21 protein-coding genes are annotated in these 21,800 nt (G+C 51.4%); 2 read left to right on the top strand and 19 right to left on the bottom strand.

Annotated features, from left to right (window positions below; genetic code table 11):
- The 8 genes from DW826_RS11265 to DW826_RS11235 all read right to left on the bottom strand — a co-directional run bounded on the left by DW826_RS11265 (position 1) and on the right by DW826_RS11235 (position 5,247).
- Positions 1 to 471, bottom strand: a complete 471-nt coding sequence (locus tag DW826_RS11265) for a DUF4259 domain-containing protein (protein ID WP_006059608.1) — start codon at positions 469 to 471, stop codon at positions 1 to 3.
- Between the two features lie 42 nt (positions 472 to 513).
- A complete protein-coding gene (locus DW826_RS11260) occupies positions 514 to 1,491 on the bottom strand; it encodes a hypothetical protein (protein ID WP_024724969.1) in 978 nt (325 codons plus the stop codon).
- Between the two features lie 130 nt (positions 1,492 to 1,621).
- Positions 1,622 to 2,779, bottom strand: a complete 1,158-nt coding sequence (locus DW826_RS11255) for a hypothetical protein (protein ID WP_024724970.1) — start codon at positions 2,777 to 2,779, stop codon at positions 1,622 to 1,624.
- On the bottom strand, positions 2,776 to 2,988 hold the full coding sequence (locus DW826_RS11250; RefSeq protein WP_008982527.1) for a hypothetical protein: 213 nt from the start codon (positions 2,986 to 2,988) through the stop codon (positions 2,776 to 2,778). Before DW826_RS11250 ends, DW826_RS11255 begins: the two co-directional genes overlap by 4 nt.
- A gap of 13 nt (positions 2,989 to 3,001) precedes the next feature.
- The gene (locus tag DW826_RS11245) at positions 3,002 to 3,235 is read right to left on the bottom strand and encodes an immunity 17 family protein (RefSeq protein ID WP_002576934.1); all 234 of its coding nucleotides are present in this window, start codon (positions 3,233 to 3,235) and stop codon (positions 3,002 to 3,004) included.
- Between the two features lie 60 nt (positions 3,236 to 3,295).
- Positions 3,296 to 4,411 (bottom strand): hypothetical protein, encoded by a 1,116-nt coding sequence (locus DW826_RS11240; protein WP_024724971.1) that lies wholly within the window; start codon positions 4,409 to 4,411, stop codon positions 3,296 to 3,298.
- Positions 4,412 to 4,426: 15 nt separating this feature from the next.
- Positions 4,427 to 4,597 carry a hypothetical protein gene (locus DW826_RS18250; RefSeq protein ID WP_008723379.1) on the bottom strand — a complete coding sequence of 57 codons (171 nt, stop codon included), beginning with the start codon at positions 4,595 to 4,597 and terminating at the stop codon, positions 4,427 to 4,429.
- 107 nt (positions 4,598 to 4,704) lie between these two features.
- Positions 4,705 to 5,247, bottom strand: a complete 543-nt coding sequence (locus tag DW826_RS11235) for an SLOG family protein (protein WP_006059597.1) — start codon at positions 5,245 to 5,247, stop codon at positions 4,705 to 4,707.
- 157 nt (positions 5,248 to 5,404) lie between these two features.
- On the opposite strand from DW826_RS11235, the gene DW826_RS11230 reads away from it, so the two are divergent.
- Entirely contained in the window at positions 5,405 to 5,719 is a 315-nt protein-coding gene (locus DW826_RS11230; RefSeq protein WP_002576937.1) for a helix-turn-helix transcriptional regulator, read from the top strand.
- A 188-nt stretch (positions 5,720 to 5,907) separates the two neighbouring features.
- Here the strand turns inward: DW826_RS11230 and DW826_RS11225 are convergent, their stop codons facing one another.
- The 9 genes from DW826_RS11225 to DW826_RS18650 form a co-directional block, all read right to left on the bottom strand.
- Positions 5,908 to 7,320 (bottom strand): relaxase/mobilization nuclease domain-containing protein, encoded by a 1,413-nt coding sequence (locus DW826_RS11225; protein ID WP_006059595.1) that lies wholly within the window; start codon positions 7,318 to 7,320, stop codon positions 5,908 to 5,910.
- A 54-nt stretch (positions 7,321 to 7,374) separates the two neighbouring features.
- On the bottom strand, positions 7,375 to 7,701 hold the full coding sequence (locus tag DW826_RS11220) for a hypothetical protein (RefSeq protein WP_006773027.1): 327 nt from the start codon (positions 7,699 to 7,701) through the stop codon (positions 7,375 to 7,377).
- Positions 7,698 to 8,552: a nucleotidyl transferase AbiEii/AbiGii toxin family protein gene (locus DW826_RS11215; RefSeq protein ID WP_002595844.1), complete on the bottom strand. Its 855-nt coding sequence runs from the start codon at positions 8,550 to 8,552 to the stop codon at positions 7,698 to 7,700. Before DW826_RS11215 ends, DW826_RS11220 begins: the two co-directional genes overlap by 4 nt.
- Positions 8,549 to 9,145, bottom strand: a complete 597-nt coding sequence (locus tag DW826_RS11210) for a type IV toxin-antitoxin system AbiEi family antitoxin domain-containing protein (protein ID WP_002595843.1) — start codon at positions 9,143 to 9,145, stop codon at positions 8,549 to 8,551. The genes DW826_RS11215 and DW826_RS11210 overlap by 4 nt, the downstream gene beginning before the upstream one ends.
- A 121-nt stretch (positions 9,146 to 9,266) precedes the next feature.
- Positions 9,267 to 9,566, bottom strand: a complete 300-nt coding sequence (locus tag DW826_RS11205; RefSeq protein WP_117552758.1) for a CD1845 family protein — start codon at positions 9,564 to 9,566, stop codon at positions 9,267 to 9,269.
- 155 nt (positions 9,567 to 9,721) lie between these two features.
- Positions 9,722 to 10,060, bottom strand: a complete 339-nt coding sequence (gene mobC / locus DW826_RS11200; protein WP_117552757.1) for a plasmid mobilization relaxosome protein MobC — start codon at positions 10,058 to 10,060, stop codon at positions 9,722 to 9,724.
- 2 nt (positions 10,061 to 10,062) lie between these two features.
- Positions 10,063 to 10,881, bottom strand: coding sequence for a DUF3849 domain-containing protein (locus DW826_RS11195; protein ID WP_117552756.1), 819 nt, complete (start codon positions 10,879 to 10,881; stop codon positions 10,063 to 10,065).
- A 1-nt stretch (position 10,882) separates the two neighbouring features.
- Positions 10,883 to 17,047, bottom strand: coding sequence for an SNF2-related protein (locus DW826_RS11190; protein WP_347472349.1), 6,165 nt, complete (start codon positions 17,045 to 17,047; stop codon positions 10,883 to 10,885).
- Positions 17,048 to 18,543: 1,496 nt separating this feature from the next.
- A complete protein-coding gene (locus DW826_RS18650; protein WP_118615424.1) occupies positions 18,544 to 18,900 on the bottom strand; it encodes a TnpV protein in 357 nt (118 codons plus the stop codon).
- Between DW826_RS18650 and DW826_RS18645 the strand changes: the two genes are divergently transcribed.
- On the top strand, positions 18,887 to 19,654 hold the full coding sequence (locus tag DW826_RS18645; protein ID WP_242994091.1) for a hypothetical protein: 768 nt from the start codon (positions 18,887 to 18,889) through the stop codon (positions 19,652 to 19,654). The two genes, DW826_RS18650 and DW826_RS18645, sit on opposite strands and share 14 nt — an antisense overlap.
- A 96-nt stretch (positions 19,655 to 19,750) precedes the next feature.
- On the opposite strand, the gene DW826_RS11185 is transcribed toward DW826_RS18645, so the two are convergent.
- Positions 19,751 to 19,966 (bottom strand): transposon-transfer assisting family protein, encoded by a 216-nt coding sequence (locus tag DW826_RS11185; protein ID WP_003526257.1) that lies wholly within the window; start codon positions 19,964 to 19,966, stop codon positions 19,751 to 19,753.
- A 1-nt stretch (position 19,967) separates the two neighbouring features.
- Positions 19,968 to 21,800, bottom strand: a 1,833-nt coding sequence (locus DW826_RS11180) for a YodL domain-containing protein (protein WP_117552754.1), incomplete at its 5' end; no start/stop codon positions are given.

Raw genomic sequence — 21,800 nt, 5'->3', positions numbered from 1 at the left:
TCATGCCTCCTGTTCCGAGATCAGCCGCTTGATGAGCCAGTCCAAATGCTCTGACCACACAGGAGCGATCTCACCGCTGTCCTCGTTCTTCCAAAGATCCACAATCTCACGGATGCCGTCCTCGTCCGGCACCTCGTTTTTGATGTCGGTGAGCTGCCGCAGCAGGAAAGCAAGGGCTTCTTTGGATGCTGTGAAACCGGTGACTTTATCCCATATAGCTTCTTCATAATCGTAGTCCAGCTTGCCATTATCCTTCCATTGGAAATACAGCTCCGCCAGAGCCATCGCAGTATTGTCAAAGAGGAAGTCGATTTGTGAGAAGTCAGCTCCCAGCATGACTTCCTCTTTCATCAGTTCGATCATCTCGCCCAGATCCATTACCGGATGCTCCGGTACATATTCATTTTTGAGGATGTCCAGTACATCCAGCCCTTCGTCACGCTCTAATGCTTTTATGCCCCATGCTCCCATGTCGGCACCTCTCTTTCTTTATTTTGTATCAAGCTTCTATTGTCAATCATGGTTCTCCAGCCGAATGATAGGCCGATAAAAGTCATAATCTCCGTTTAGTTCATTGTCCTCCTGCACTTCCGGCTTACAGTGGGGCGAACAGGGTAGGAAACCGAGAAATGGGCCCAGCCCACCGCAGATATTGCATCCGCCATCGCCGCCACAGGTGGTAAGTCTATCAGCCTGCACCACTTCCCGCATATAGGGATCGTAGGCGATGGACAGGCCGAAGAAGTTGGGTTCCTCCATGTCATAGGGCCGGTTCTCATCCTCATCCATGTCCTCAAACCAGCGCAGACGCATGGAGTAGTCTAACCCATCTCCCCACGGGAACAGGGTCCGACACCCGCCGCCACACAGGTAGGACCACTCGTCCGCCGTAGGCAGCGAAAGCCCCTGCTTTTCCAGCCCGGCAAGAAGCGCATCGTAGTCTGTGCGGTTATAGATGCAGATCTGAAAGCCCTTTTCCGTCCGCTCAATGCGGGCCGACTGATGCAAGGTAAGACTGCTGCTGTCACTCCAGGCAAAATCACGAAATTCCTTCAGCCAGTCAGGGTGGGCGGTCAGCCTGGGATCGTCCATCTTGACTGGCTCCCAGCAGAGTTCCTCCAGCTCCCGGCCCACCAGCATGGGGCCAATGGCCGCCTGCCGAACGGGAGCCATACTTTCCCGGATCATCTCCTCCGGGTTCTGCGGTTCCATTTCCCATTCCCGGAACAGATACTCTAATTCCTCCCGGCTCTCCTGATTCAGTCCCACGGCAAACTGCTCCCAGCCCAGGGTGACGGTATCGCCGGGGACAAAGACGAACTCCCGGCCATCTTTCTTGAAGATGCCGGTGGTGCAGTTCTGGCCCCAGCGGTCAAAGGTATGTAGACCGAGAAAGGTCATATCATAACGAGCAGCCAGGCTTTCCATCAGCGCCTGCTTCTCGGTGGTTTCCATTTGATTAAATTGGGTGCGAAATAGTTTTTCGTTCATAGCAAGTCCTCCTACTTCCCGCTGACCAGGCTGGGCGGTATTTTTCGTTTGCCGCTCCAGAAGATGACCTCCACATGGAGCACTGCCCGGTTTTCATCTGTTCCGATCATACCAGTCGCTCCATTCCTGCTTAATCTCCGAATCGCTCCGCAGCATCCTGGTAAACGGTGATGCTCTTAGCCACTTTCTTTTTCTGGCTGCGGATGCGGAAGTAGTCCCGCAGAACGCACTTCAGTTCCGGGTTTTCCACCTTGCGGGGCAGCAGACTGATGAACATTTCGTCGTAGCTTTCGTACAGAACACCACTCCGGTTGTAACTTTGCCAAGTCACCGTAGGCTTTCGACCTTCAGGGTCTTTGGCCAGATCAAAAAGCCACCGCTCATCCAGCTCCACATAGCGTTCAAACATAAAGGTCGTGTCATAGGACCCGTAGCGGTCATAGCCCCAAAAGATGAACGCAGTCATTCCATCAGGCCCCAGGCGTTCATAGATCCAGTCCTCCGGATAACAGCGGTAATCCAGCATCCCCAGAGCATTGAACAGGTAGATTTCTTTGGGAGTGCCCAGCAGGAGCGAATAGGTTTCATACACCTGTTCCTTGGGCTGGGTGATAATTGCTTTCATAAAGACTGGAATCAGCCAACTGCCGCCATAGCGTTCATATAGTTCATCGGCCAGTGCTTGTAGTCGTGTATCCGGGTTTCGAATCAAGGAGGCGGTCAGAATCAAAGCCGGAATCTTCTCCATTTCCTTTGGCTTTACTTTATAGAGCCCCAGTCCTTGGGAAATGTGCCATGTAGTGCATTTGTCACCATCATAAAAGGGGGTGTGCTTGAGATGGCCGATCCGTTCCGCATTTTCCGCCAGAAAACGGTACACCTCCAACATCTTGGGGGAGGCTTTGCCCAGCATCAAATGAAAACAGAAATTCATCTGTTCCACCTGTCCCTCTTCCAGCGGTTTTGTATCCGCCTCATCCAACAGCAGGGAGAGGGTTTTCAGGATGACTGGGGCAATCTGCTCCGATACACAATCCGAGCAGGCATCCGACATGATATGGCTGCCCATCCATTTGCCCTTGACCAGCTTGGCCCACAGTGGGGCAGCAGGGGCATACTCCAGCTGCGCCAAAGCCTTTTGAGCAGCCGTTTTGCACTTGCCCTTTTCTGTATTCACAAGCTGGAGAAGCAGTTCGCCGTTTGCTTCCTCTTTGCCCAGCGCCAAAATGGCCTGTTCTCGCTTTACACCCTTGGGAGGCAGTTGTTCTAAAGTCATCGTAGTATTCATAGCGTCTCATCCTCGTTCATAAGTTGTCCCTGCACCTCTCTGGGCAGGTCGTTCCACAAAATATCGTATGTAAAATCCCGAATCTCCGGGTAACACTCCCGTGCGGTCTTTTCCGCAATATCTCTATTCAGGTAGTGCATCTCTTGGTGGAAAAACCAGTTGAGTTTTTCCATCAGCCGATAGAGTCGGATCTGTTCTTCTTGGGTCATGGGATTGCTCCTCCTATTTCAACTTCAGCACAAATCCCCAGATACTCACCACAATCAGGAGGACACCCAACAGAAAGAACACCACCCGCCGGTATCCTCTGCTGTGGCGGTGGGCATCCCGCGTACCAGTGGGGTCGCAGAGCCAGTTCCAGTTGCGGATTGCTCCAATTAAAATCACGGCCCCGATGAGCACCGAGGCAATGTACCAATGCTCTTGCAAAAATGCTGTGATCTGTTCGCTGTTCATTCTACTTCCTCCTTACGCAAATACCTGCTGGTATTTCTCTTTTCATACCGTGCGACTTTTTTAGGTCTGCTGGTGCTGCATGGACACGATATGGCAGTCCGGGCAGAATTCCACATAGAGCGTGCCCTCCGCACAGTCAAACACCGTATCCCACTGGATCTGGGCCAGATATTTCATAGGTTTCCCGCAGTGGGGGCAGGTCGTATATTCCGCGTCCTGTACCCAGTTGGCAAAGCCACCCACCGTGTTCACATCCTGGCAGGCCGCACCGTAAAACAGGGGCACGGGCGCTTCGCCCAGCACAAAGGGATTTTCCGTGAGGGCCTTGTAGTCCTCGGGACTGACATAGCAATCCGTTTTCTCCGCCCCGTCAAAGAGCTCGGAGGGAAAGACTTCCACGCCGCCATCCAGGGTAAAACTGTTAAAGGCTGGACCTTTCAAGAATCCCACACAGTTGGGGCAGCAGGTGGCAGTCAGAATACCATCCAACCCCAGAAATTTCAGCCGCTCATCCCGGCCATCCAGCACCAGCATGTCCACCATGCGTCCGCCACAGTGGGGGCATGTGTCCTCCCGTGCCCGGCCAATGCGGACGGGAGATTTCTCGCTGGTGGTTCCTTTGACCATAGGATAGCAGGTATCGAAGTTGAGCTGGATTTTCTGGCCCTCCTTGTCGAAGGTCCAGCCTCCGATCTGCGCATAGCTGGATGGGTCTACATAGAGGCCCTTGCGCCAGGGCCGGGGATTTCGCTCCAGCTCCAGCAGAGTCTCCATTGCCTTGTCATCTCCTTGCATAGCAAGGCAACTCATCAGGTTGGAGGCCGCGCTGGAATATTCTGCGGACAACAGCGCATGGATCAGACCATCCCGCACATCGGCGGGAGCATGATAATAGATCTCACAGGGCCAGAACACCTCTGCGGCCAGTGCCACTCGCTGAATCTCCGGGGTGATGGCATCATGGTAGCCAAGCAGCTGCCAAAAGTCGGCGAACTCTGGGTCCTCCATATCAGCCAGCCTCTGGATGTTCTGTATCAAGTTTCTTTGTTTTTCGACAATTTGTTCCGGCATCCAGGCCAGAGCAGCTTGCCGTTCTTGCTCGCACTTACATTTCCAACACAATCCCTCATAACCCAATGGGGTTCCACAGCTGGGGCAGGTATATTTCAGACTCATGTTCTCATACTCCTTTCAGGCAATAAAAAAGCCCCACGCCGCACTGTCATAAAGACAGGCTGACGCAGGACATGAAGAAGCCGCGTTGAAGGAGCCGCATCCACCAGCAGATGTAGTTTCTTCAACAACCAAAATATTTTTTTCGTATCTTAAAGCAGCAAATTGCTGTCCAATATATTTGTTCATAGCGGCACCATTTATTCTGAGCGTAGTTTTATATCTTATTATATCACAGCACCCCTTCAATGAAAATATTTTGTTGGAAATGCTAATGAAAAATTTTTGTGAATTTGTTAAGGCGCAGGGGCTGTTATCTCCATAGTGTCTGGATGGATCAGAGTGATTACTTTTCCCTGATGTAAGGCATAGTTGACTGTCTGTGCTGTGCCTGAACGCAGCTTTTTCTGATTATCAAACACACCGATGAGGTACTCTGCATGATCGACCATATAGTAATTCCTTTTTTTATAACTGGAAACATCCGCAGAATGTGAAATAACAATGGAATCGTTTGCGTTTTGGATCAGCTTTTTCAATCTATGTCTACTCTGATCCGGCCATTTAGAGTCATAACCGATGAAGGGAACTACAACGACAATTTTAATATCTTCGTATCCCGTTTGTGCCCTCAATGTCAGCAGCTGTTCTCCAGCCCACATATCCACACCAAGAGCACCGCCGACAAAAAAAGTACGGACAAATTTCTCGTCATGAAGTATCCGAAACTGCTCCAGGAGACATTCTTTTAATTTTTGGCATAGGGGATCTTCCTCATTATATCCAAAGCAAAATCTTGTTGGTCGGTGGCCGGTAATGGCGCAGGCATACTGATTCATATAAATCACCCTTGATAACTGCCTTGATTACGCATATAAAGCAAAAATAACGCAAATAATAATGCGTATAAAGGTTGTATTATAAAATTATAACACAACACATACGAAGTATCAAGAATTGCTTTCTGCTATGCTAAAAGAGCAGAGAGGTGAGCGTATGGACGAAGAATTTATCCGCAATCGAATCACAGAATTACGATTGAAAAAAGGCGTTTCAGAATATCAGATGAGCATGGAGTTAGGGCAGAACAGAAGCTATATTCAGGCGATTTCTTCTGGGCGTTCTATGCCGTCTATGAAGCAGTTTCTCAACATCTGTGAATATTTTGAAATCACACCGCTTCAATTTTTTGATGCACAGGAAAATAACCCTCAGCTTATCAAGAAGGCTTTGGACGGAATGAGAAAGATGTCAGATGACGATCTGATTATGCTGATTGGTTTTATAAGTCGCTTAAACACAGAAAACTAACGATAGGAGGCAGTAAGCGTCCCGTCGTTAGTTTTTCATTTTATGCGCAGCATATTGTGGCAAGCAATGCTTGTGGCTATCCATTTCGCCACAAGCTGCTTGTTGAGGGCAGCGCCCCCAAGCCCCTTTGAACACAGAATTTCATTCTGTGGCTGCGCGTTCTGCGAACGCTTTTGACCATGACCAGCTTACCGCTGGCCGTGGTCTTTTTCTTTTTCAACATCCTGTTCTACCTCCATTTTCAGCACTCGGTCTACATTAGCCTTTGCCGTTAAAAGCTCCCGCATTTCTTCACGGGAACGCCGGTACTCGGCATAGGTCTTTTTCTTTTCTTCCAGCAATTTCGCGTACTCCGTCTGCAACTCTTTGACCTTGGGCAGCTTCTTGACGCCCATCTCATCAAAGGCATTCTTAGCAGCCTGGTGGAGCAGAATTTCTTCCTCATGTTCCTCCCGGAATTTCTTAGAGTAGCCGGCCTTGCGGTAGTCCACATAGACCTCACGGGTCTTGGCATAATTTACGATGTGAGTACGCAAAACAGCGATCTCTGCCATACGCTTTTCAGCCTCCTTAATTTGCGCCGAAAGCTCATTGTGATGTGCCGTGGCGGCCGCAGCCTTTTCTTCCAAAACCGCATACTCCAGCAGGTTATGCTCTGACAGGTAATTCATGGTCTGCGCCATTTGCTTCAGATTGAAAACTTTAGCCCATCGCGCATAGCCAGCACCTTTTCCTGCCTGCAATTTTGCCTGAATGTCCACCAGCAGATTGACCTTCTGCGTCTCTGCCTGTGTAACTATTTTCTTTCGTGGGGTATGCGTTTTCTTCCCGGAGAGAACCGCCTGCAAATCATCTAATCCATATCCTTCGCCCAGGCTGTCCATTCGGGCGGCTTTCTCCCAGCCGGGGAGTTTCAAACGATACGATTTTCCGCGCTTTGATACTTCACAGCCGGACTCTTGCAGCAGCTTCAGCAGTTCCTCAAAATTAGCAGGACTTTGTGATAATGCGTTGTCAATCGCTACACGCAGCAGCTCTCGGTGAGAGGGCTTTGCCTGATCGCCCAGCCACTTGTTATAGCTCTTTCCGTGAGGTTTCGGATTCTCCACAATGGACAGTCCGTTTTCGACGCAGATGGTGTCACTTAACTGTCGGACTGCCTTGGTGCTGCCCCAAAAGTTTCGGAATTTCCGGTCATATTCTAAGCTGACCGATGACCAGATAATGTGATTGTGAATGTGCGACTTGTCTATGTGGGTGCAGACCACAAAGGCATGATTGCCCTTGGTGAATCGCTTGGCAAATTCCACACCCAGCCGGTTCGCTTCTTCCGGAGTGATCTCACCGGGGCGGAACGACTGGCGCACATGATAGGCAATCACATCATCCGCACCTCGCACTCGTCCGGTAGCGGCAATGTACTGCCGCTTTGCCAGAAGGAACTCCGCATCCACAGTCCGGCTGTCACACGCATAGCCGGTAATGAGTCTGCCGTCATCTGTTTTCTTTGGGTTGGCCACATAGTCGATGATGTCACTGATCGCCCGACTTTCTGTGCGGCCCTTGCCGACATGAAGCGGCATGATTCTTGTGGTTGCCATAGGTCAGACCTCCTTCCCGAAAAGAAAACGGCCTGCCATAGCAGACCGCTTTCACTATTCTATAAAACTTTCTTCATCGAAAAAATTGAACTCATCATCTTCTAAGTGTCTTGGTGGAAATCTCATTTCATATTGCTCTTGCGCCAATGCACGGACATCAGGCCGCCTATCCTTTAGTCGATTTTTCAGCCAGGACAACTGCTCTTTCGATAGCCTCCATGGAAGATTCAAAAGACGATTCAGTGTCATCAGTTCAGCCTGCTTTTCTGCTGGTAGCGAAGCACAGGATTTACAAATGTGGGATGCATGACCTTTGCCTGAAAATTTTTCGTTGGCTTTGTATTCACCACAAACTTTACAATAGTGTCCATGCTTTTTCATAAGCTGATGCCCTTCTCGCAAAGAACATATAACCTGCGAATTGCTTTCATAATCACATCCCATTCCAAATCAGAAGCATAAGAAAACTTTTTACGGTATGCCTCCCAAAGTTTTTGCATAACCGAATCATTTTCCACTTCGTCAAAAACTTCTTCAGCCTGGTTAAGATACTTCTCCGATCCCCGTTTATGAGCAGTTGCCAGAAGCGCATCATGTAAAATTTTCGGGTTCAGCGTGGTTCCATGCAGCTGTTCTAAAATGTAAATATCGTAGAAATCTCTCATGCGGGTATTGGTTGTGGTTCTGGTAATAATGGTTTCCAGTTTTTCTGCCAGCACAGTTTCTAAATTATAAGCCCAAATATCAATGGAGCGATCTTCCAGCATAAGTTTGAATGAATACCGAACCTCTCTTGGAGTGATTGCATCTCCCGTAGAAATATCAATTTTCAAAGGGGTCACTACACCATCGAATGTTGTACTCATGCTGACACGAATCCCCGGATACTCTGCTTCATCCATAATCTCCGAAATACTTTTCAGCTGAAATTTAACACCATCATCAATCGGAACAGTTACGATTGATGAAATTAGATTCTCAATATCCTCCACATTAACATTAGCTCCCTTTATGGTTGCATCCAAATCCATCGTAGAGCGGGCATCCAATCCAACCATAGCCGCTACCAACATACCACCCTTCAAGATAAACTTATCACGATACTCAGAAAGAGAAATACGCTCCAAAAAACGCTCCATCATGTAGTTCCTCATTAAAATCTGAGCATCTGCGGATTTTTCTCTGGAAAGGTTTCGTATTAAATCTTTAAGCTGCCTTGCTGTTTTTATCATAAAAGTACCTCCAAATACTGTCGTAAAATTTTTTCCACCTTGAACATCCCGGCATATTGCATTAAAGCTCGCAGGTTCTTATCTTTTCTACGGGCATACGCTTTCAGTGCTCCCTGAAAGGTCTGAATTTCAATTCTGCTACGGCTTCTGAGCAAATCACAGATCGTTCGCTCCATATCATAAACCGGCACAGTATGCCCGAACGGAGTTTTCGCTGTTGTAAGTCCTACATCATGTAAGTCTGCTTTAATCGTAAAAACTTGAATGCCTTCTGCTTTCATTTTGCTTGGATTGCATCCAGTTTTGACCGTAACTGTATATTCTATTGGTTCACGGTCTGTCAGATCGTGAAAAAATAAAGCTGTTTCATGTGAAAATACTGCTTGTTCAAATCGCAAATGAAGCAGATACATGGCATCCACCCAGGAATCTTTGGACAGATAAATCCCATGTGCAACTCTATCCAAATCTCGTGAACGCACATAATCATAAAATACCGGCTTTGAAATTCCAGAGGATACGACCTGTGATGTTCGCAGCATTCCTTCTTGTGCTGTTAGCATCTGATCCAGCTGTTCAAATTGTCCCATCATGTCACTTCCTTTCGTACTAATATTATATTCAATATTAGTTCAAAAGTAAAGTCGTGGATATATAGTTTCTCTTTCCAAATTTAACAGACGGTGTTTGGCATTTTGTGGCTTTGCGTATTTTTTATCCATAAATCCAATCCTGAATGGCAAATTTCAAACTCTGCACCTTACCCATCAGCCAGATTGCAGCCAACGGCAGCCCCATAGGGCTAATCAAAAATGCCATAACCAGCAAAATCACACCATTTTGCGGGGAATAGGTAATAAGCACAGCCACGCCAAGCAGAGCAATTACAGTGCTGAGCAGACCAAGCACCAGACCGGATATGTAGATCAGCCCCGTGCAGAGCCAGACAAAAAGCGTCAGCACCAAAATGACCGGTGCAGTTATAATCATCAAAAGCCCTTTCAAAATCTTCATGTTATTTCCTCCTTGCAGCGTTCTTGGTATCTTTTCTAATCATATTATCCGGCATGGGCAGGCAAAAGACAAGGATACCGATAAAAAGAAAAAGCGGAGAGAGGAGCAGCGAAGTAATGCCGTTCCTCCCTCCGCAAATGGAGTATCTATCCCTGTTATAAGAGTTTGGAAAGCTGGGTAAGGATTTCCTTCAAACCCTCCCATAACTGTTCCTGCCGCTGGGATATATCCTCCAAGTCAGCATCATAAACCCGCCCAGTCTCATGCACTTTACGGGTCAGCTGGTTTAAGTTGTTGCTGTTTCGGCGCATCAGGGAAACAAGCTCCTTCAGCTCCGGCAGCTCCAGCTTGACTACATACCCATCCAGCGCCATTTTTCTTAGATAGGCTTCACGGTTGGAGGTTCCAAACTGAGACATTTTTTGCTCAATCACAGCAAGCTCCTCCGCTGAAACTCTAAAGTTTAATTGCATATCCCGCTTACGCTTTGCCATAGTTATCGCTCCGGCTCCCGTTTCTTCGGGGCGGCAGGCTTATGGGCAGGCAGCTCCTGTTTGAGCTTATCCCGTACTGAGGGGCGGGACGGTTGCAGTTTTTCTCCCTGAGTACGGCTGCGCTGCTGTTCTACACGCACCAGATCAATAAAGCCATCCAGCACAGCAGGGTGGCTGTTTAAGGCATAACCACAACGGACAGTTTCGGGATTATCGTTGGGAATGGTCTTAGCCCATTCTTTGTTGCGTCGGGAGTAGCGCCCATCCCAGTCCTGAAGCTGGACGGTGTTAGCCAGAACCATAGCCACACGCTCCATGCCATAGATCTCGATCACACCCTTTGCCGCATCGTGACTGAGATACATTCCGTCGAAGTGTTCCCGCACCGCCGCTTCAATGGACTCCTTGCATTGGAGATTTGCATTGTTGGAAGCCCGGTACTGCTCCAACTCCCCATGTTCTCTCGCATAGGCGGCAGAATGGGGATAGACCGGTGTTGTTCGCAGTTCCTCTTTAGCTCTGCACACATCGTCGGCACGGTTCTCAATACTGTCCCGGATCACATCCATATAGCCGGTCTCCAGCTTTTCAAAATAACGGTACACATCCGCCAGCGGAGAGGGAGATTCCAAAAGTGCCTGAGCCTGGGCATCAGTCAGCTCCAGTTCCTCCATCGCCATCACAATGTCCTCGCGGATGGTGTACTCATAGGCATGGTTTAAGACTTCTTCCGGGGGCTGGATTTTCAGCCATTCCCGGAACTTGTCCTGTTCGGCAGCCATCTTTTCATAAAGGGCTGTATTTAGATCGTTGGTATTCATGTTATCGCACCTCCTCATGCTGTTTTGGCTTCTTGTCTGTACTGCGGGGCGGCACCGGGCGTTTTAGATGGTCCAATACCGAAGGCCGTGTGCTTTTGGCAACGACAGCTTCATCGTGTGCCGGTCCCTTTCCGTCGATGTTGAGCAGGGTATCCAGCTCCACCAGACGGGCGTTTTTGCTTTTTAGTTCTTCTTCATAAAGGAACGGCTTTCCAACTTCCTCCTTTGCCGCAGCCTGCTGCTGATAGAGGTTATCCATCTGGGCCTTTGCCGCCTCCAGACGCTGCGGCATCTGGGCGAGGGCATTGTCGATACGGGTAAGATTTCCGCGAGGGTCTGTACCAAGGGTTGCCCTGTGGGTCATCTGTCCTTTTAGCAGGAGCGTATATTCCTGTTTCCAAGCGGAAAATTCCACAGACATGGCATAGCCCCGGTAGCTGCCGATCTGCACCGGATCGGAGGTTTTGACCTCCTTGCAGGCATCCAAAAGGGCAGCACCGGCGTTCTCCTTATCGGTCAGCAGATCTCCACGAATCTCCATACCGGCAAAGCCGTCCTCCGGGTGCGGGTGAGCTGCCAAAACCTCCAGGTCAGATTCAAAGCCTTTGATAAAGCCCTTGTGCTTTTCAATCTCCTCCGGGAAATATTTGAGCAACTGATCCTCCAAGCGGTACTGCTTACTCTGGTGGTCGGCTTTCATCAGCTTCAGGCGGGATACCTCCACATCCAGATCCATACGCTCTTTGATACGGGGGTCTCCGGCGCACAGAGCCTTGATCTCGGCAAAGGAAAGCGCCGTTTCATCCACATCATCGCAGGAGCGCACCGGCGATTTAGAAGTCATGATCTGGCTGATGAATTTCTGCTTATTCTCCACTGTCTGCCAGAGGTATGCGTCGAAAGTTCCCTCGGTCACATAGCGATACACATGGACAAGGGGATTCTGGTTGCCCTGGCGCTCGATACGGCCCTTGCGCTGGGCAAGGTCTCCCGGTCTCCACGGACAGTCCAGGTCATGAAGTGCCACCAGACGGTCCTGCACATTGGTGCCTGCGCCCATCTTGGCGGTGCTGCCCATAAGCACACGCACCTGACCGGTACGGACTTTGGAGAACAGCTCCTTTTTCCGCACCTCGGTATTGGCCTCATGGATAAAAGCGATCTGATCAGCAGGCATCCCCTGGGCAATGAGCTTCTGACGAATATCGTCATATACCGTAAAGGCCGGTTCCTGCTCCGGCAGAGGTACAGCGCCTTCCAGTGCGTGAAGCAGTGGATTATCCAGCGTTTTCGCCGCCTTGCTTGCAGGAGCTTTTGCCTGCGGGGTAGAAATATCACAGAACACCAGCTGGGTCAGCTTGTCAGCTTCGCCATCCCGCCAGATCTGCATGATGTTCTCCACACACTGATTGACCTTTGTGCCAGGTTCATCCGGCAGCATCTGGTTGACGATCCTCTGGTCCAGCCCCAGCTTGCGGCCATCCGAGGTAATTTTGAGCATATTGTCCTGGGACGGATCAACGGTTCCGCTGTGTACCAGCGATGCGCGCTCCGAAAGGGCCTTGACCATTTCCTGCTGATGTTCGGTGGGCTGCGCCACAACATTGTGGTATTCCACCTCCGGGGTAGGCAGATTCAGTTGGTCGGCGGTCTTGATGTCCGCCACTTCTTTGAACAGGTTCATCAGCTCCGGCAGATTAAAGAACTTGCTGAATCTCGTTCTTGCCCGATAGCCGGTGCCTTCCGGTGCCAGCTCCAATGCTGTGACGGTCTCCCCAAATCGGGAAGCCCAGCAGTCGAAGTGGGTCATGTTCAGCTCTTGCAGGCGTTCATATTGAAGATAACGCTGCATGGTGTAAAGCTCGGTCATGGAGTTGCTGACCGGTGTGCCGGTGGCAAAGATCACGCCACGGTTTCCAGTGATCTCATCCATATAGCGGCACTTGGCAAACATATCGGAGGATTTCTGCGCGTCCGATGTGGAAAGACCAGCCACATTCCGCATTTTTGTGTATAAAAACAGGTTCTTGTAGTTGTGGGCCTCGTCTACGAACAACCGGTCTACACCCAGCTGCTCAAAAGTTACCACATCGTCTTTTCGCCCCTCGGCTTGCAGCTTTTCCAGTCTGGCTTCCAGCGACTTTCTGGTACGCTCCAGCTGCTTGACGGTAAAACGCTCACCGCCGCTGGCCTGCACCTCTGCGATACCCTCGGTGATCTCGTCGATCTGCTCATAGAGAAGCCTTTCCTGACGCTCCCGGCTGATGGGGATACGCTCAAACTGACTGTGTCCCATGATGATGGCGTCGTAGTCACCGGTCGCAATACGGGCGCAGAACTTCTTGCGGTTATGGGTCTCAAAGTCCTTTTTGGTTGTGACTAAGATGTTGGCAGAAGGATAGAGGCGCAGAAACTCCGATGCCCACTGCTCAGTCAGGTGGTTGGGAACCACAAAGAGAGATTTCTGGCACAAGCCCAGGCGTTTGGCTTCCATCGCAGCGGCCACCATCTCAAAGGTTTTGCCCGCGCCTACTTCATGTGCCAACAGGGTATTTCCTCCATACAGCACATGGGCGATGGCGCTTTTCTGGTGTTCCCGCAGGGTAATGGCCGGGTTCATGCCGCCAAAAGTGATATGGCTGCCATCATACTCGCGGGGACGGGTAGAGTTCATTTCTTCGTTGTACTGGCGCACCAAAGTCTGGCGGCGTTCCGGGTCTCTCCAGATCCAGTCCCTAAAGGCTTCCCGGATCGCCTGCTGTTTTTGAGCTGCCAGGGTGGTCTCCTTGGCGTTCAGCACGCGGCGCTCTTTTCCGTCTGCGTCCTCTATGGTGTCATAGATGCGGACATCCCGCAGGTTCAGGCTGTCCTCTAAAATCTTGTAGGCATTGGCACGACTGGTCCCATAGGTGGTATAAGCTGCCACATCGTTGTAGGATACAGAAGATTTCCCCTTGATCTGCCATTCAGCGGTAAAGGACGAATAGTTGACCTCGATACTGCGCTGGAGATAAAACGGGGTGTTGAAGGTCTCGTACATAAACTGCTGGATGTACTCTTTGTCGATCCAGGTAGCGCCCAGACGCACCTCAATCTCCGACGCATCCAGGTCTTTGGGCTGGGCGGCGGTAAGAGCTTCCACATTGACTGCATAAACCGGGTCCTGCTGTGCAGCCCGTTGCGCCTGACGCAGTTTGCGGCGTACATTGCCGGAGAGGTATTCATCAGCAGTCACATAATGGGGTGTGCCGTCTTTCTCCAGCTGTCCCGGTACACGGAAGATTACGCCTTGCAGCTCTCCGGCCAGTTCTTCTTTTGTTTTTCCGGTAAGCTGGCTCATATAGTCCATATCCACGCGGGCTTTTTCCGAGATGGACACCGCCAGTGCTTCACTTGCCGTATCCACCACAGCCACCGCCTGATGGGGCTTGATGGTCCGCTTGGTGAACATATCTGCCTTGCGTTCCAGCTTTCCGTTCTCGTCGATGACTTCCAGCGCACAGAGCAGGTAATAGGAAGAATCGTCTGCATAGGCCAGACGGTTTGCACGGTCATTGATGAGACCGCATTGGGAAGAAAAGCTGTCATAGAGGCTGTTCAGTTCCGCCTGCTTCTCCCGAATGGTGCTGTCCGGAACCGCTGCATCCATCTGAAGGTCGATCAGTTCCTGCACACAATCACGCAGTTCCACAAGACCTTTTACACGGGCTTCGGCGGTGGCGTTGAGGTCAGGGCGCACCATACGGCTGTTTTCCCGGTAGTACACCTGCCCGTCTACAATGGCATAGGAATAGTTCTTCACATTGGGGTCGGCAGGAATGGAGGTGTCAATAGCTTCGCCTTCGCCCAGTTCCGGCAGCTCTGCCTCCTGATAAGTCCCATGAATGTACTTCACAGCATCATGCAGCTGGTCGGAAAGCTCCAGTCCCTCGATAGGATTCACAGTGTAGTCCATACCATGAGCAGTGCTTACCGGCTCCTGTCTGCCCAGCACCATTTCCGGGTGGTCGATAAAATACCGGTTGATGGCAAATCCGTCCTCCGTCTGTCCGGTTTGAGTCCATTCCGGCATGATGTCCAGCGGGCGGTCCCGTTTTTGGAGGAAGATGATGTCCGATACCACCTCGGCACCGGCATTCTTTTTGAACGCGTCATTAGGCAAACGGATAGCTCCCAGCAGCTCGGCACGCTGGGCAAGATAGCGGCGCACGGTGGAATCCTTGGCGTCCATGGTATAGCGGGAGGTTACAAAAGCCACCACGCCGCCGGGACGCACCTGGTCGAGTGCTTTGGCAAAAAAGTAGTTGTGGATGCTGAAATTCAGCTTGTCATAGGCTTTATCTCGAACCTGATACTGGCCAAAAGGCACATTACCAATGGCAAGGTCATAGAAATCTCGCCTGTCGGTGGTCTCAAACCCGGCCACGGTGATGTCGGCCTTGGGGTAGAGCTGCTTTGCAATCCGTCCACTGATGGAATCCAGCTCAACGCCATACAGACGGCTGTTTCGCATTTCTTCCGGCAGCATACCGAAGAAATTGCCCACACCGCAGGACGGCTCCAGGATGTTGCCGGTCTCAAAACCCATGCGGCCCACGGTCTCATAGATGGCCCGGATTACCGTGGGACTGGTGTAGTGCGCGTTGAGGGTGGAACCTCTGGCGGCGGCATATTCCTCCGGGGTCAGCAGCTCTTTCAGCTGGGCATACTCTAAAGCCCATGCCGGTTTTTCCGGGTCAAAGGCATCGGCAAGACCTCCCCAGCCTACATAGCGGGATAGGACTTCCTGCTGTTCAGGGCTTGCCTGCTGTCCGGCAACTTCCAGCTCTTTCAGCAAACGAATCGCATTGACATTTGCCTGGAACTTGGCTTTCGGACCGCCTTCACCCAAATGCTCATCGGTAATACGGAAGTTCTGTGCATTGCGGCGCAGGTTGGCCTTGTATTCCTCATAGGAGGCTTCCTCGGCAGCTTTGGCATTGGGGAAGGTCTGCCACTGGCCATTGACCTGAATGGAAACCGGGTGTTCGTCCAGCACTTCCTCAAAGGTTTTCTCCGGCTCTGTCACAGGGGCTGGCGGCTCCGGCTCCTCGATATGCAGCCGTTCCACCACCACATCATAAGGCAGATGGTTCTTGTCGCCCGGATAGACGGCCACGGTCTCGGAATGGAAGGCCGGGGATTCGGCAGCCGGTTGGGGCTGTTCCTGTCCAAAGCCATCCAGCTGACGGGCATACATCCCGCGCAGCAAAGGCGCAACTTCATCCCAGCGGAAATACAGCACAGCCAGACGCTTTTCCTCTGCATCCATGACTTCCAGTTCTATGCCCTGTGCCGTGGTACGGTAATCGGCAATATCGCCGGTCTCCAGATTCAGTGTCTCGATCTCACCGGAATAGGCTCTGCTCAGCCAGTAGGCGATCTCGCTGTTGCTCCTGCCGGATTGCAGCAGCGTGGAAATCTGCTTTTTATCCGCTTCATCCATCAGTCCATGAGCCAATACATCCCGCAAGTCCTGATCTGCCTTGTCCGGGTCAATAGGAAGAAACTCGGTATAGTAAGCATTGCGGCGGTCTGCCCGAAGCAGCTGCTCGAACTGTTCTTTGCGCTCTGCCCGGTAGATGGGATATACCATCCCGGTTGGCAGAAGCTGTACGGTGTCCTCCCGCAGCTCGGTGATCTGATAGGCGTCATCCTCGATATACACGGTATCGCCCACGGCATAGACCGGGGCGGCTGGGTCATAAGAGGTTCTTTGCAAAATTGGGCGACGAACTGCGTCATATTCCTCATCGGAAATGGAAACTTCGGAAGTCTGCTCTATCTCGGCATCTGCGATCTGCTCGGCATCTGACATCACCTGTTGGATAAACGGGGCATTGTCCAGTTTTTCCGGGTCTGCCACCTGTCCGTTGACGATCCCTCTTTCTTCCAGAGCTTCCCGGATGGCGATTGGGTCGATGTCGTCAAAACGGTCCTGTTCTTCTTCGGTATAGAACCGGTCCTCCTGAATGAGCTGGGCAAGCCTGCGCTGTACCTTCGGCCAGGGCAGCTGCGTTTCCTCCGGGCTGCCGGCACGGACAACGAACAGGCTGTTGCTGTTACTGCCGCCGTATTCCTGAGCCAGCCATGCGGCGGTATCTTTTTCTCTTGCATGGTCTTTCATATAGCGGACAACAGCGTGTTTACTCTCAATATTGCCGTTCCATGCACAAAGGGCGGTATCAATATCCTCCTGAGAAAGAGGGCGCAGAAGCTCATGGAGCTTTGGATAGGTCTCGTCGATCACTTCCCAGTGCAGACGCTGACGGAACTCCGGCACATCGGAATAGAGCCGAATCAGCTCCATATCCTTAGAGCCAAGAACCGCACGGCGCACAGCGGCATTGCCCTCGATGACAGCATTTTCACGGTCGGAATGACCGCAGGCATTTCGATATGCCACATCCTCAGATATGGCGGCAGTCACCACAGGCTTATACTGCTCAAACTGCTCCCGAAGGGTAGGCTTTGGCGTTTCTTCCTCTATCTCCGGCTGCTGGGCATGAATGGCATCTTCTTCTGCCAGATCCTTTTCAGCCTGGATCTTGTCATACTGCGCTTGTTCCTGTTCGGTAAGATAGCGGCCTTTCTGGACAAGTGAAGTAATGCGCTTGGCAACCTTTTCCCAGTTCAAGTGAACATCCGGGCAGTCCTGCTTTTTATAGTGCAGTCCTTTCCCATCGTGATCTTCGCCGCTGTGTGTTGCACCGGACAGGGCATGAGAGCGTCCGCCAATGCCATACTCGTCTTTAAGGAATCTCACTTTTTCCTTATCCGTATGGTTTTCCATGAAGAACGCATAGATACGGCCCTTTCCTCCGGCAAAACTGCTGCCGCCGGTCATGGCGGCGTCGATCTCATCCTCGGTAATGAAATGCTGGACGGTTGGCACTTGGGAAAGGTCCGAAGAAAAAGTTCTGCGTGGCAGGTCAAGATCCTTCAGGTTCTCCCAAATTTCCCTTGGCCTATGGTAATGAAAGCGCAACAGGTCACGGTCCTGCTGATAGGCAGTCCAGAAGGCGGCGTATTCTTCCTTGAGGGTCTGGCGGAAAGCCGGGTCACTCAGCTGCTCGGCAAGCCATGCAGTTTCTTCCGGGAACCCGGTTCTCTGAATACCGGACAGACAGGACAGATACCCGGAATCTCTGGCTTTATCGCTGAAATCGTGGTACAGATGCCAAAGTTTTTCTGCAAGGAGGGAGCGTTCATAGCCTGCCGCTTCTGCAAGCTCCACATTGGAGGCAAACTGGCCACTTTCCAAAAGTTCCCCGATGCGCTCTGCGGCACTCTCCCAGGAAATGACCTGGGCAGACCTGTCATAACGGACAGACTTCCCGTGGGAAAGATGGATGCCATCCTCGGCATACCATACGCTCACGCTGCCAAGGCCGTTGCCGCCGTGGTACAGCGTTTTCAGTATCTCGGCAATCTCAGCGGTGGTTTTCTGCTTTTCAAAGGCTGCAACCACACGCTCCCTCTGACGATCTGTATTGCCTCCCAAACGCAGCACATGGTCAATATCATTTTGGGCAAAAGAAAAAGCAGAGGATGTATGCGCTACATTCTCTGCTTCATCTATGGATTGGATCTGCTCCGCTTCGGAGAGGAACAGGTTTAGGGTCAGCTGTTGATAAGCTCCGCCATCAGGATCTCCTCTGCCTGGGCTTTGCAGGTGTTCATCAGGCCCACCCACTTCATGGGATCGCTGGCTTTCAGTTCCTCGGTGGCTCCCGCTTCCTTCGCCAGCTGGAGCATCATCTGTTCCAGTCTGCTCTGGGCGGTCTCGTCGATCTCGATGAGGTGCGGGTACAGCTTCTCGCTCAGCAACATCTGGTTGTAGAGGATGGGACGGTGTTCCTTCAGGTAGGTTTTCCTCATCCTGCCGTACTTGCCCAGGGGTTTCTCCGGCTGCTGGCTCAGCTTCAGGTCGGGAATCTGATAGTCTCCGTTCTGGATGTAGGTCATGGGATTGTTCATCTTGCTTGCTCCTTTCTTGGTTGGCTTCGCGCTCTGCATTTCGGACGGTAACGCCGATCTGCCGCAGCACCTGCTGGTTGATCTGGCTGACCGCTGTTCCCAGCGCCCCGATGGTGGACGGGGTGTTGAAATCAAAGATCGCCATGAAATCTTCGTGGTCGAAGTAGCGTTCCGGCTCCAGTCCGCAGCGAGACATCAAAGCGTAAGTGATACTGACGGTGGCGGCTGCCTTGAACTGCACTCCGATGTTATACTCATCATATTCCTCCAAAAAGGAACCGTCAACGATATAGAAGAAGTCCTGCTGATGCTCCGTCCAGTATTCCTCGGCCAGTTTTCCGGCTACCTCCGTGAGCTGTCCGGCAAGATCCTCACCGGAAACATCATAGGTGCGCTCCAGCATGGCCTGCACGGAATCCAGATAGCGCTCCTTCAACTGCCACAGCCAGGGAGTGCGGGAATGTTCACGGGTTCCGGTGTCGGAAATGTCAAAGACATAACGCAGGCGAGGTCTGTCCCCGGAATCATCCACCAGAGCAATCCCTTTGGAACCGCGCCTTACATAACGGCCCATCTTTTCATTCCACAAATCGTACTCCGCACAGGCGGTGGCGTCCGGTCGCTGGGCATAGATCATCAGCTGCTCATGGAACGGGTACTTGTAAAGGCGGGAAGCAGTAGTGAGAAACCCTGCCCATTCCTGCCAGCTCCCCGTGAGCTGTGTTGCCACTTTGTCCGCCATCTGTGCATATAGTTCAGCTTTGGTTGGCATAGTGTTCTGTCCTCCTTTCAGTTTTGGGGTAAAAAGGTGGGGTGGCAGATCGCCACCCCATCCCTGCGGTTATGTTGTTTACTGGTCAAAATCCGGGTACAGCTCCAGTTCGGCAAACTTCTCATCGGTCATCGCACAGAGCTTCGTAAGGGCGCTGTCGGTCAACTCTCTCAGCTCTGTTTCCTCCGGCGAAAGCTCGCCGCGCATCTCACGCAGACTGTCAATCAGCCCGGTGCGGCTGCCGGTATTGTAAATGCACATCAGGTTCATTTCCTCAAAAGTAAAGTTTCCCATATCAAATCTCCCTTTCCGCACTCTTTTTGGGTGCTGTCTTTTTGTGTTCTGTCTTGGGCTGGCCTTTCAGCTGCTCCATGACGGACTTTTTCTTTTCCCGTTCCTCCCGATGGGTGGCGGCTGCCAACTCCATCAGGGAAATGGGCTGACCGCTTCGGGCCTGCTGTTCCAGCTCTGCCACCGTGGGTTCTTTTGCGCCATTGTTGATGATACCGTCAATCATGCCGTAATCGTCCTCCAGCATCATTTCCGCATTTTTCAGCGGGTTTTCTGGCAGGAATCCGGGGATCTGGGTAAAACCAACACTGTCACAGTAATGACAGGATACCTTACCGTCCTGTCTGATCGCAACGATGTCGCTGACGCTCATGGAGGGACTGTGAAAGTCCACGGGCTTTTCCAGATTGAATTGCTGATAGAGTTTTTCCAGCTGCTCCGGCACAGTGCCAGACTCCCTCAGAGGAGCTGTGTAAATGAGGTCATAATTGCTGCGGTCTATGGAAATGTTATGGGACTTTAACCAGTCCAGATTCATAAAGCGCACATTCTGCGGATCGTCACGACTTACCTGATAGATGGCAAAGCAATCTCTGTTCTGGGAGAGAAATGCCTGTTCGCGTTCCTGCTGATGTTCCTGACGCTCCATGACCTTTTCGTGGAACTGAGGGCTTTTCTCCCATTCCTCATGGTCCACACCGAAAAGACCGCCATGATCCATGATTTCCTGCGGGTCAAACACCATGCTCTCCGTATTGTCCTCATACAGCACATAGACGGTCAAACCGGCGGCATCCAGTTCCAGCGCCCGTTCTCTGGTAACAGGGAGCATCCCATCATAGGTGTAGCCATATTCCTGCATATCCGGTGTGGATACCTGCTCATCCGGCATGGGGTATTCATCCAGTGCCTGCTCCTGCGCTTCCGGCAGCTGGGAAGAGGCAGTCATCTGACTGGTCTCTGCCTGCATCTGCTGATAGGCCGCTTCCTGCAAGGTCTCAACCATAGACAAGGGAGCGCGTCTGAGCGAAGTGCTGTCCAGATCGTTATCATCACAAATCTGGAGAACTGCCTTCATGCAGGAAAGCTCCGACATATCCAGCTGACCACCATCCAGCTCTTTCATGGACGCAGCATCGTAAAGAGTGTAGTCCCATCCGCTGTCACAAGGTTGGATATGAAGATAGGTAGTATCGTTGATCAGAAACAAAGCCTCCTGCTGGTTGGCATCCGCCCCCAGTACCTCCATTTCCGGCATGGTCGCAGCCAGTTCCTTTACCGCTTTCTGTACCAGCGGATTGTCACGGTAATAGTCGATTGCCTGAATAGTGTCCAGGTCAATGGTCTGCCCGGTCAAAATCGGAAAAGGTCCTTCATAGTCGCTTCCGTCTTTCAGCTCAAAACCAATGCCCTTGATCCCGTTCATTCGTTCTGCCGGAATCTCCTGATAGATGCGGACCGCTTCCTCCAAAGACAGGTTATCGTGGTATTCTCCGAGGTTTGGAAACTCCATGCACTCTGCCACATAGTAAGTCAGATTGCCGGTTGGCTGCTCTATCGGGGCGGTTTCCGGCTCTGCCTTTGCATGGGGGTCAATTCCACGCTCTTTGCAGATTTCCTTATAGTGGCGCTCAATGTCGGAGATCAAAGTGCCGGAGGTCTTGTTGATGGTCTCCAAACTGGCTCTCAGCTCTTTCAGCTCTTTGCCCTGGCTCCAGCTTGCAATATAGCCGAAGCTGTTTTCTCCGGTCTCGATGCCAAAATACTTGCAGACCGCATAGGAGATGCTTTCTGCTTCAAATGGAAACATTAACATTTCAGGCCTTATACTCAGCAT

The sequence above is a fragment of the Clostridium sp. AM34-11AC genome (genome assembly GCF_003435375.1).
Taxonomy (GTDB): Bacteria; Bacillota; Clostridia; order Lachnospirales; family Lachnospiraceae; genus Pilosibacter; species Pilosibacter fragilis.
Note: the sequence above shows the minus strand (reverse complement) of the source record. Positions and strands in the feature narration are given on the sequence as shown.

Coding starts and splice junctions, on each gene's coding strand:
- DW826_RS11215 (WP_002595844.1), bottom strand. CDS start 8,552: ATGATAAAAACAGCAAGGCAGCTTAAAGATTTAATACGAAACCTTTCC.
- DW826_RS11235 (WP_006059597.1), bottom strand. CDS start 5,247: ATGAATCAGTATGCCTGCGCCATTACCGGCCACCGACCAACAAGATTT.
- DW826_RS11210 (WP_002595843.1), bottom strand. CDS start 9,145: ATGATGGGACAATTTGAACAGCTGGATCAGATGCTAACAGCACAAGAA.
- DW826_RS11250 (WP_008982527.1), bottom strand. CDS start 2,988: ATGACCCAAGAAGAACAGATCCGACTCTATCGGCTGATGGAAAAACTC.
- DW826_RS18645 (WP_242994091.1), top strand. CDS start 18,887: ATGGGATTGTTCATCTTGCTTGCTCCTTTCTTGGTTGGCTTCGCGCTC.
- DW826_RS11240 (WP_024724971.1), bottom strand. CDS start 4,411: ATGAGTCTGAAATATACCTGCCCCAGCTGTGGAACCCCATTGGGTTAT.
- DW826_RS11205 (WP_117552758.1), bottom strand. CDS start 9,566: ATGAAGATTTTGAAAGGGCTTTTGATGATTATAACTGCACCGGTCATT.
- DW826_RS18650 (WP_118615424.1), bottom strand. CDS start 18,900: ATGAACAATCCCATGACCTACATCCAGAACGGAGACTATCAGATTCCC.
- DW826_RS11185 (WP_003526257.1), bottom strand. CDS start 19,966: ATGGGAAACTTTACTTTTGAGGAAATGAACCTGATGTGCATTTACAAT.
- DW826_RS11225 (WP_006059595.1), bottom strand. CDS start 7,320: ATGGCAACCACAAGAATCATGCCGCTTCATGTCGGCAAGGGCCGCACA.
- DW826_RS11255 (WP_024724970.1), bottom strand. CDS start 2,779: ATGAATACTACGATGACTTTAGAACAACTGCCTCCCAAGGGTGTAAAG.
- DW826_RS11245 (WP_002576934.1), bottom strand. CDS start 3,235: ATGAACAGCGAACAGATCACAGCATTTTTGCAAGAGCATTGGTACATT.
- DW826_RS11230 (WP_002576937.1), top strand. CDS start 5,405: ATGGACGAAGAATTTATCCGCAATCGAATCACAGAATTACGATTGAAA.
- mobC (WP_117552757.1), bottom strand. CDS start 10,060: ATGGCAAAGCGTAAGCGGGATATGCAATTAAACTTTAGAGTTTCAGCG.
- DW826_RS11260 (WP_024724969.1), bottom strand. CDS start 1,491: ATGAACGAAAAACTATTTCGCACCCAATTTAATCAAATGGAAACCACC.
- DW826_RS11190 (WP_347472349.1), bottom strand. CDS start 17,047: ATGAAAGACCATGCAAGAGAAAAAGATACCGCCGCATGGCTGGCTCAG.
- DW826_RS11220 (WP_006773027.1), bottom strand. CDS start 7,701: ATGAAAAAGCATGGACACTATTGTAAAGTTTGTGGTGAATACAAAGCC.
- DW826_RS11265 (WP_006059608.1), bottom strand. CDS start 471: ATGGGAGCATGGGGCATAAAAGCATTAGAGCGTGACGAAGGGCTGGAT.
- DW826_RS11195 (WP_117552756.1), bottom strand. CDS start 10,881: ATGAATACCAACGATCTAAATACAGCCCTTTATGAAAAGATGGCTGCC.
- DW826_RS18250 (WP_008723379.1), bottom strand. CDS start 4,597: ATGAACAAATATATTGGACAGCAATTTGCTGCTTTAAGATACGAAAAA.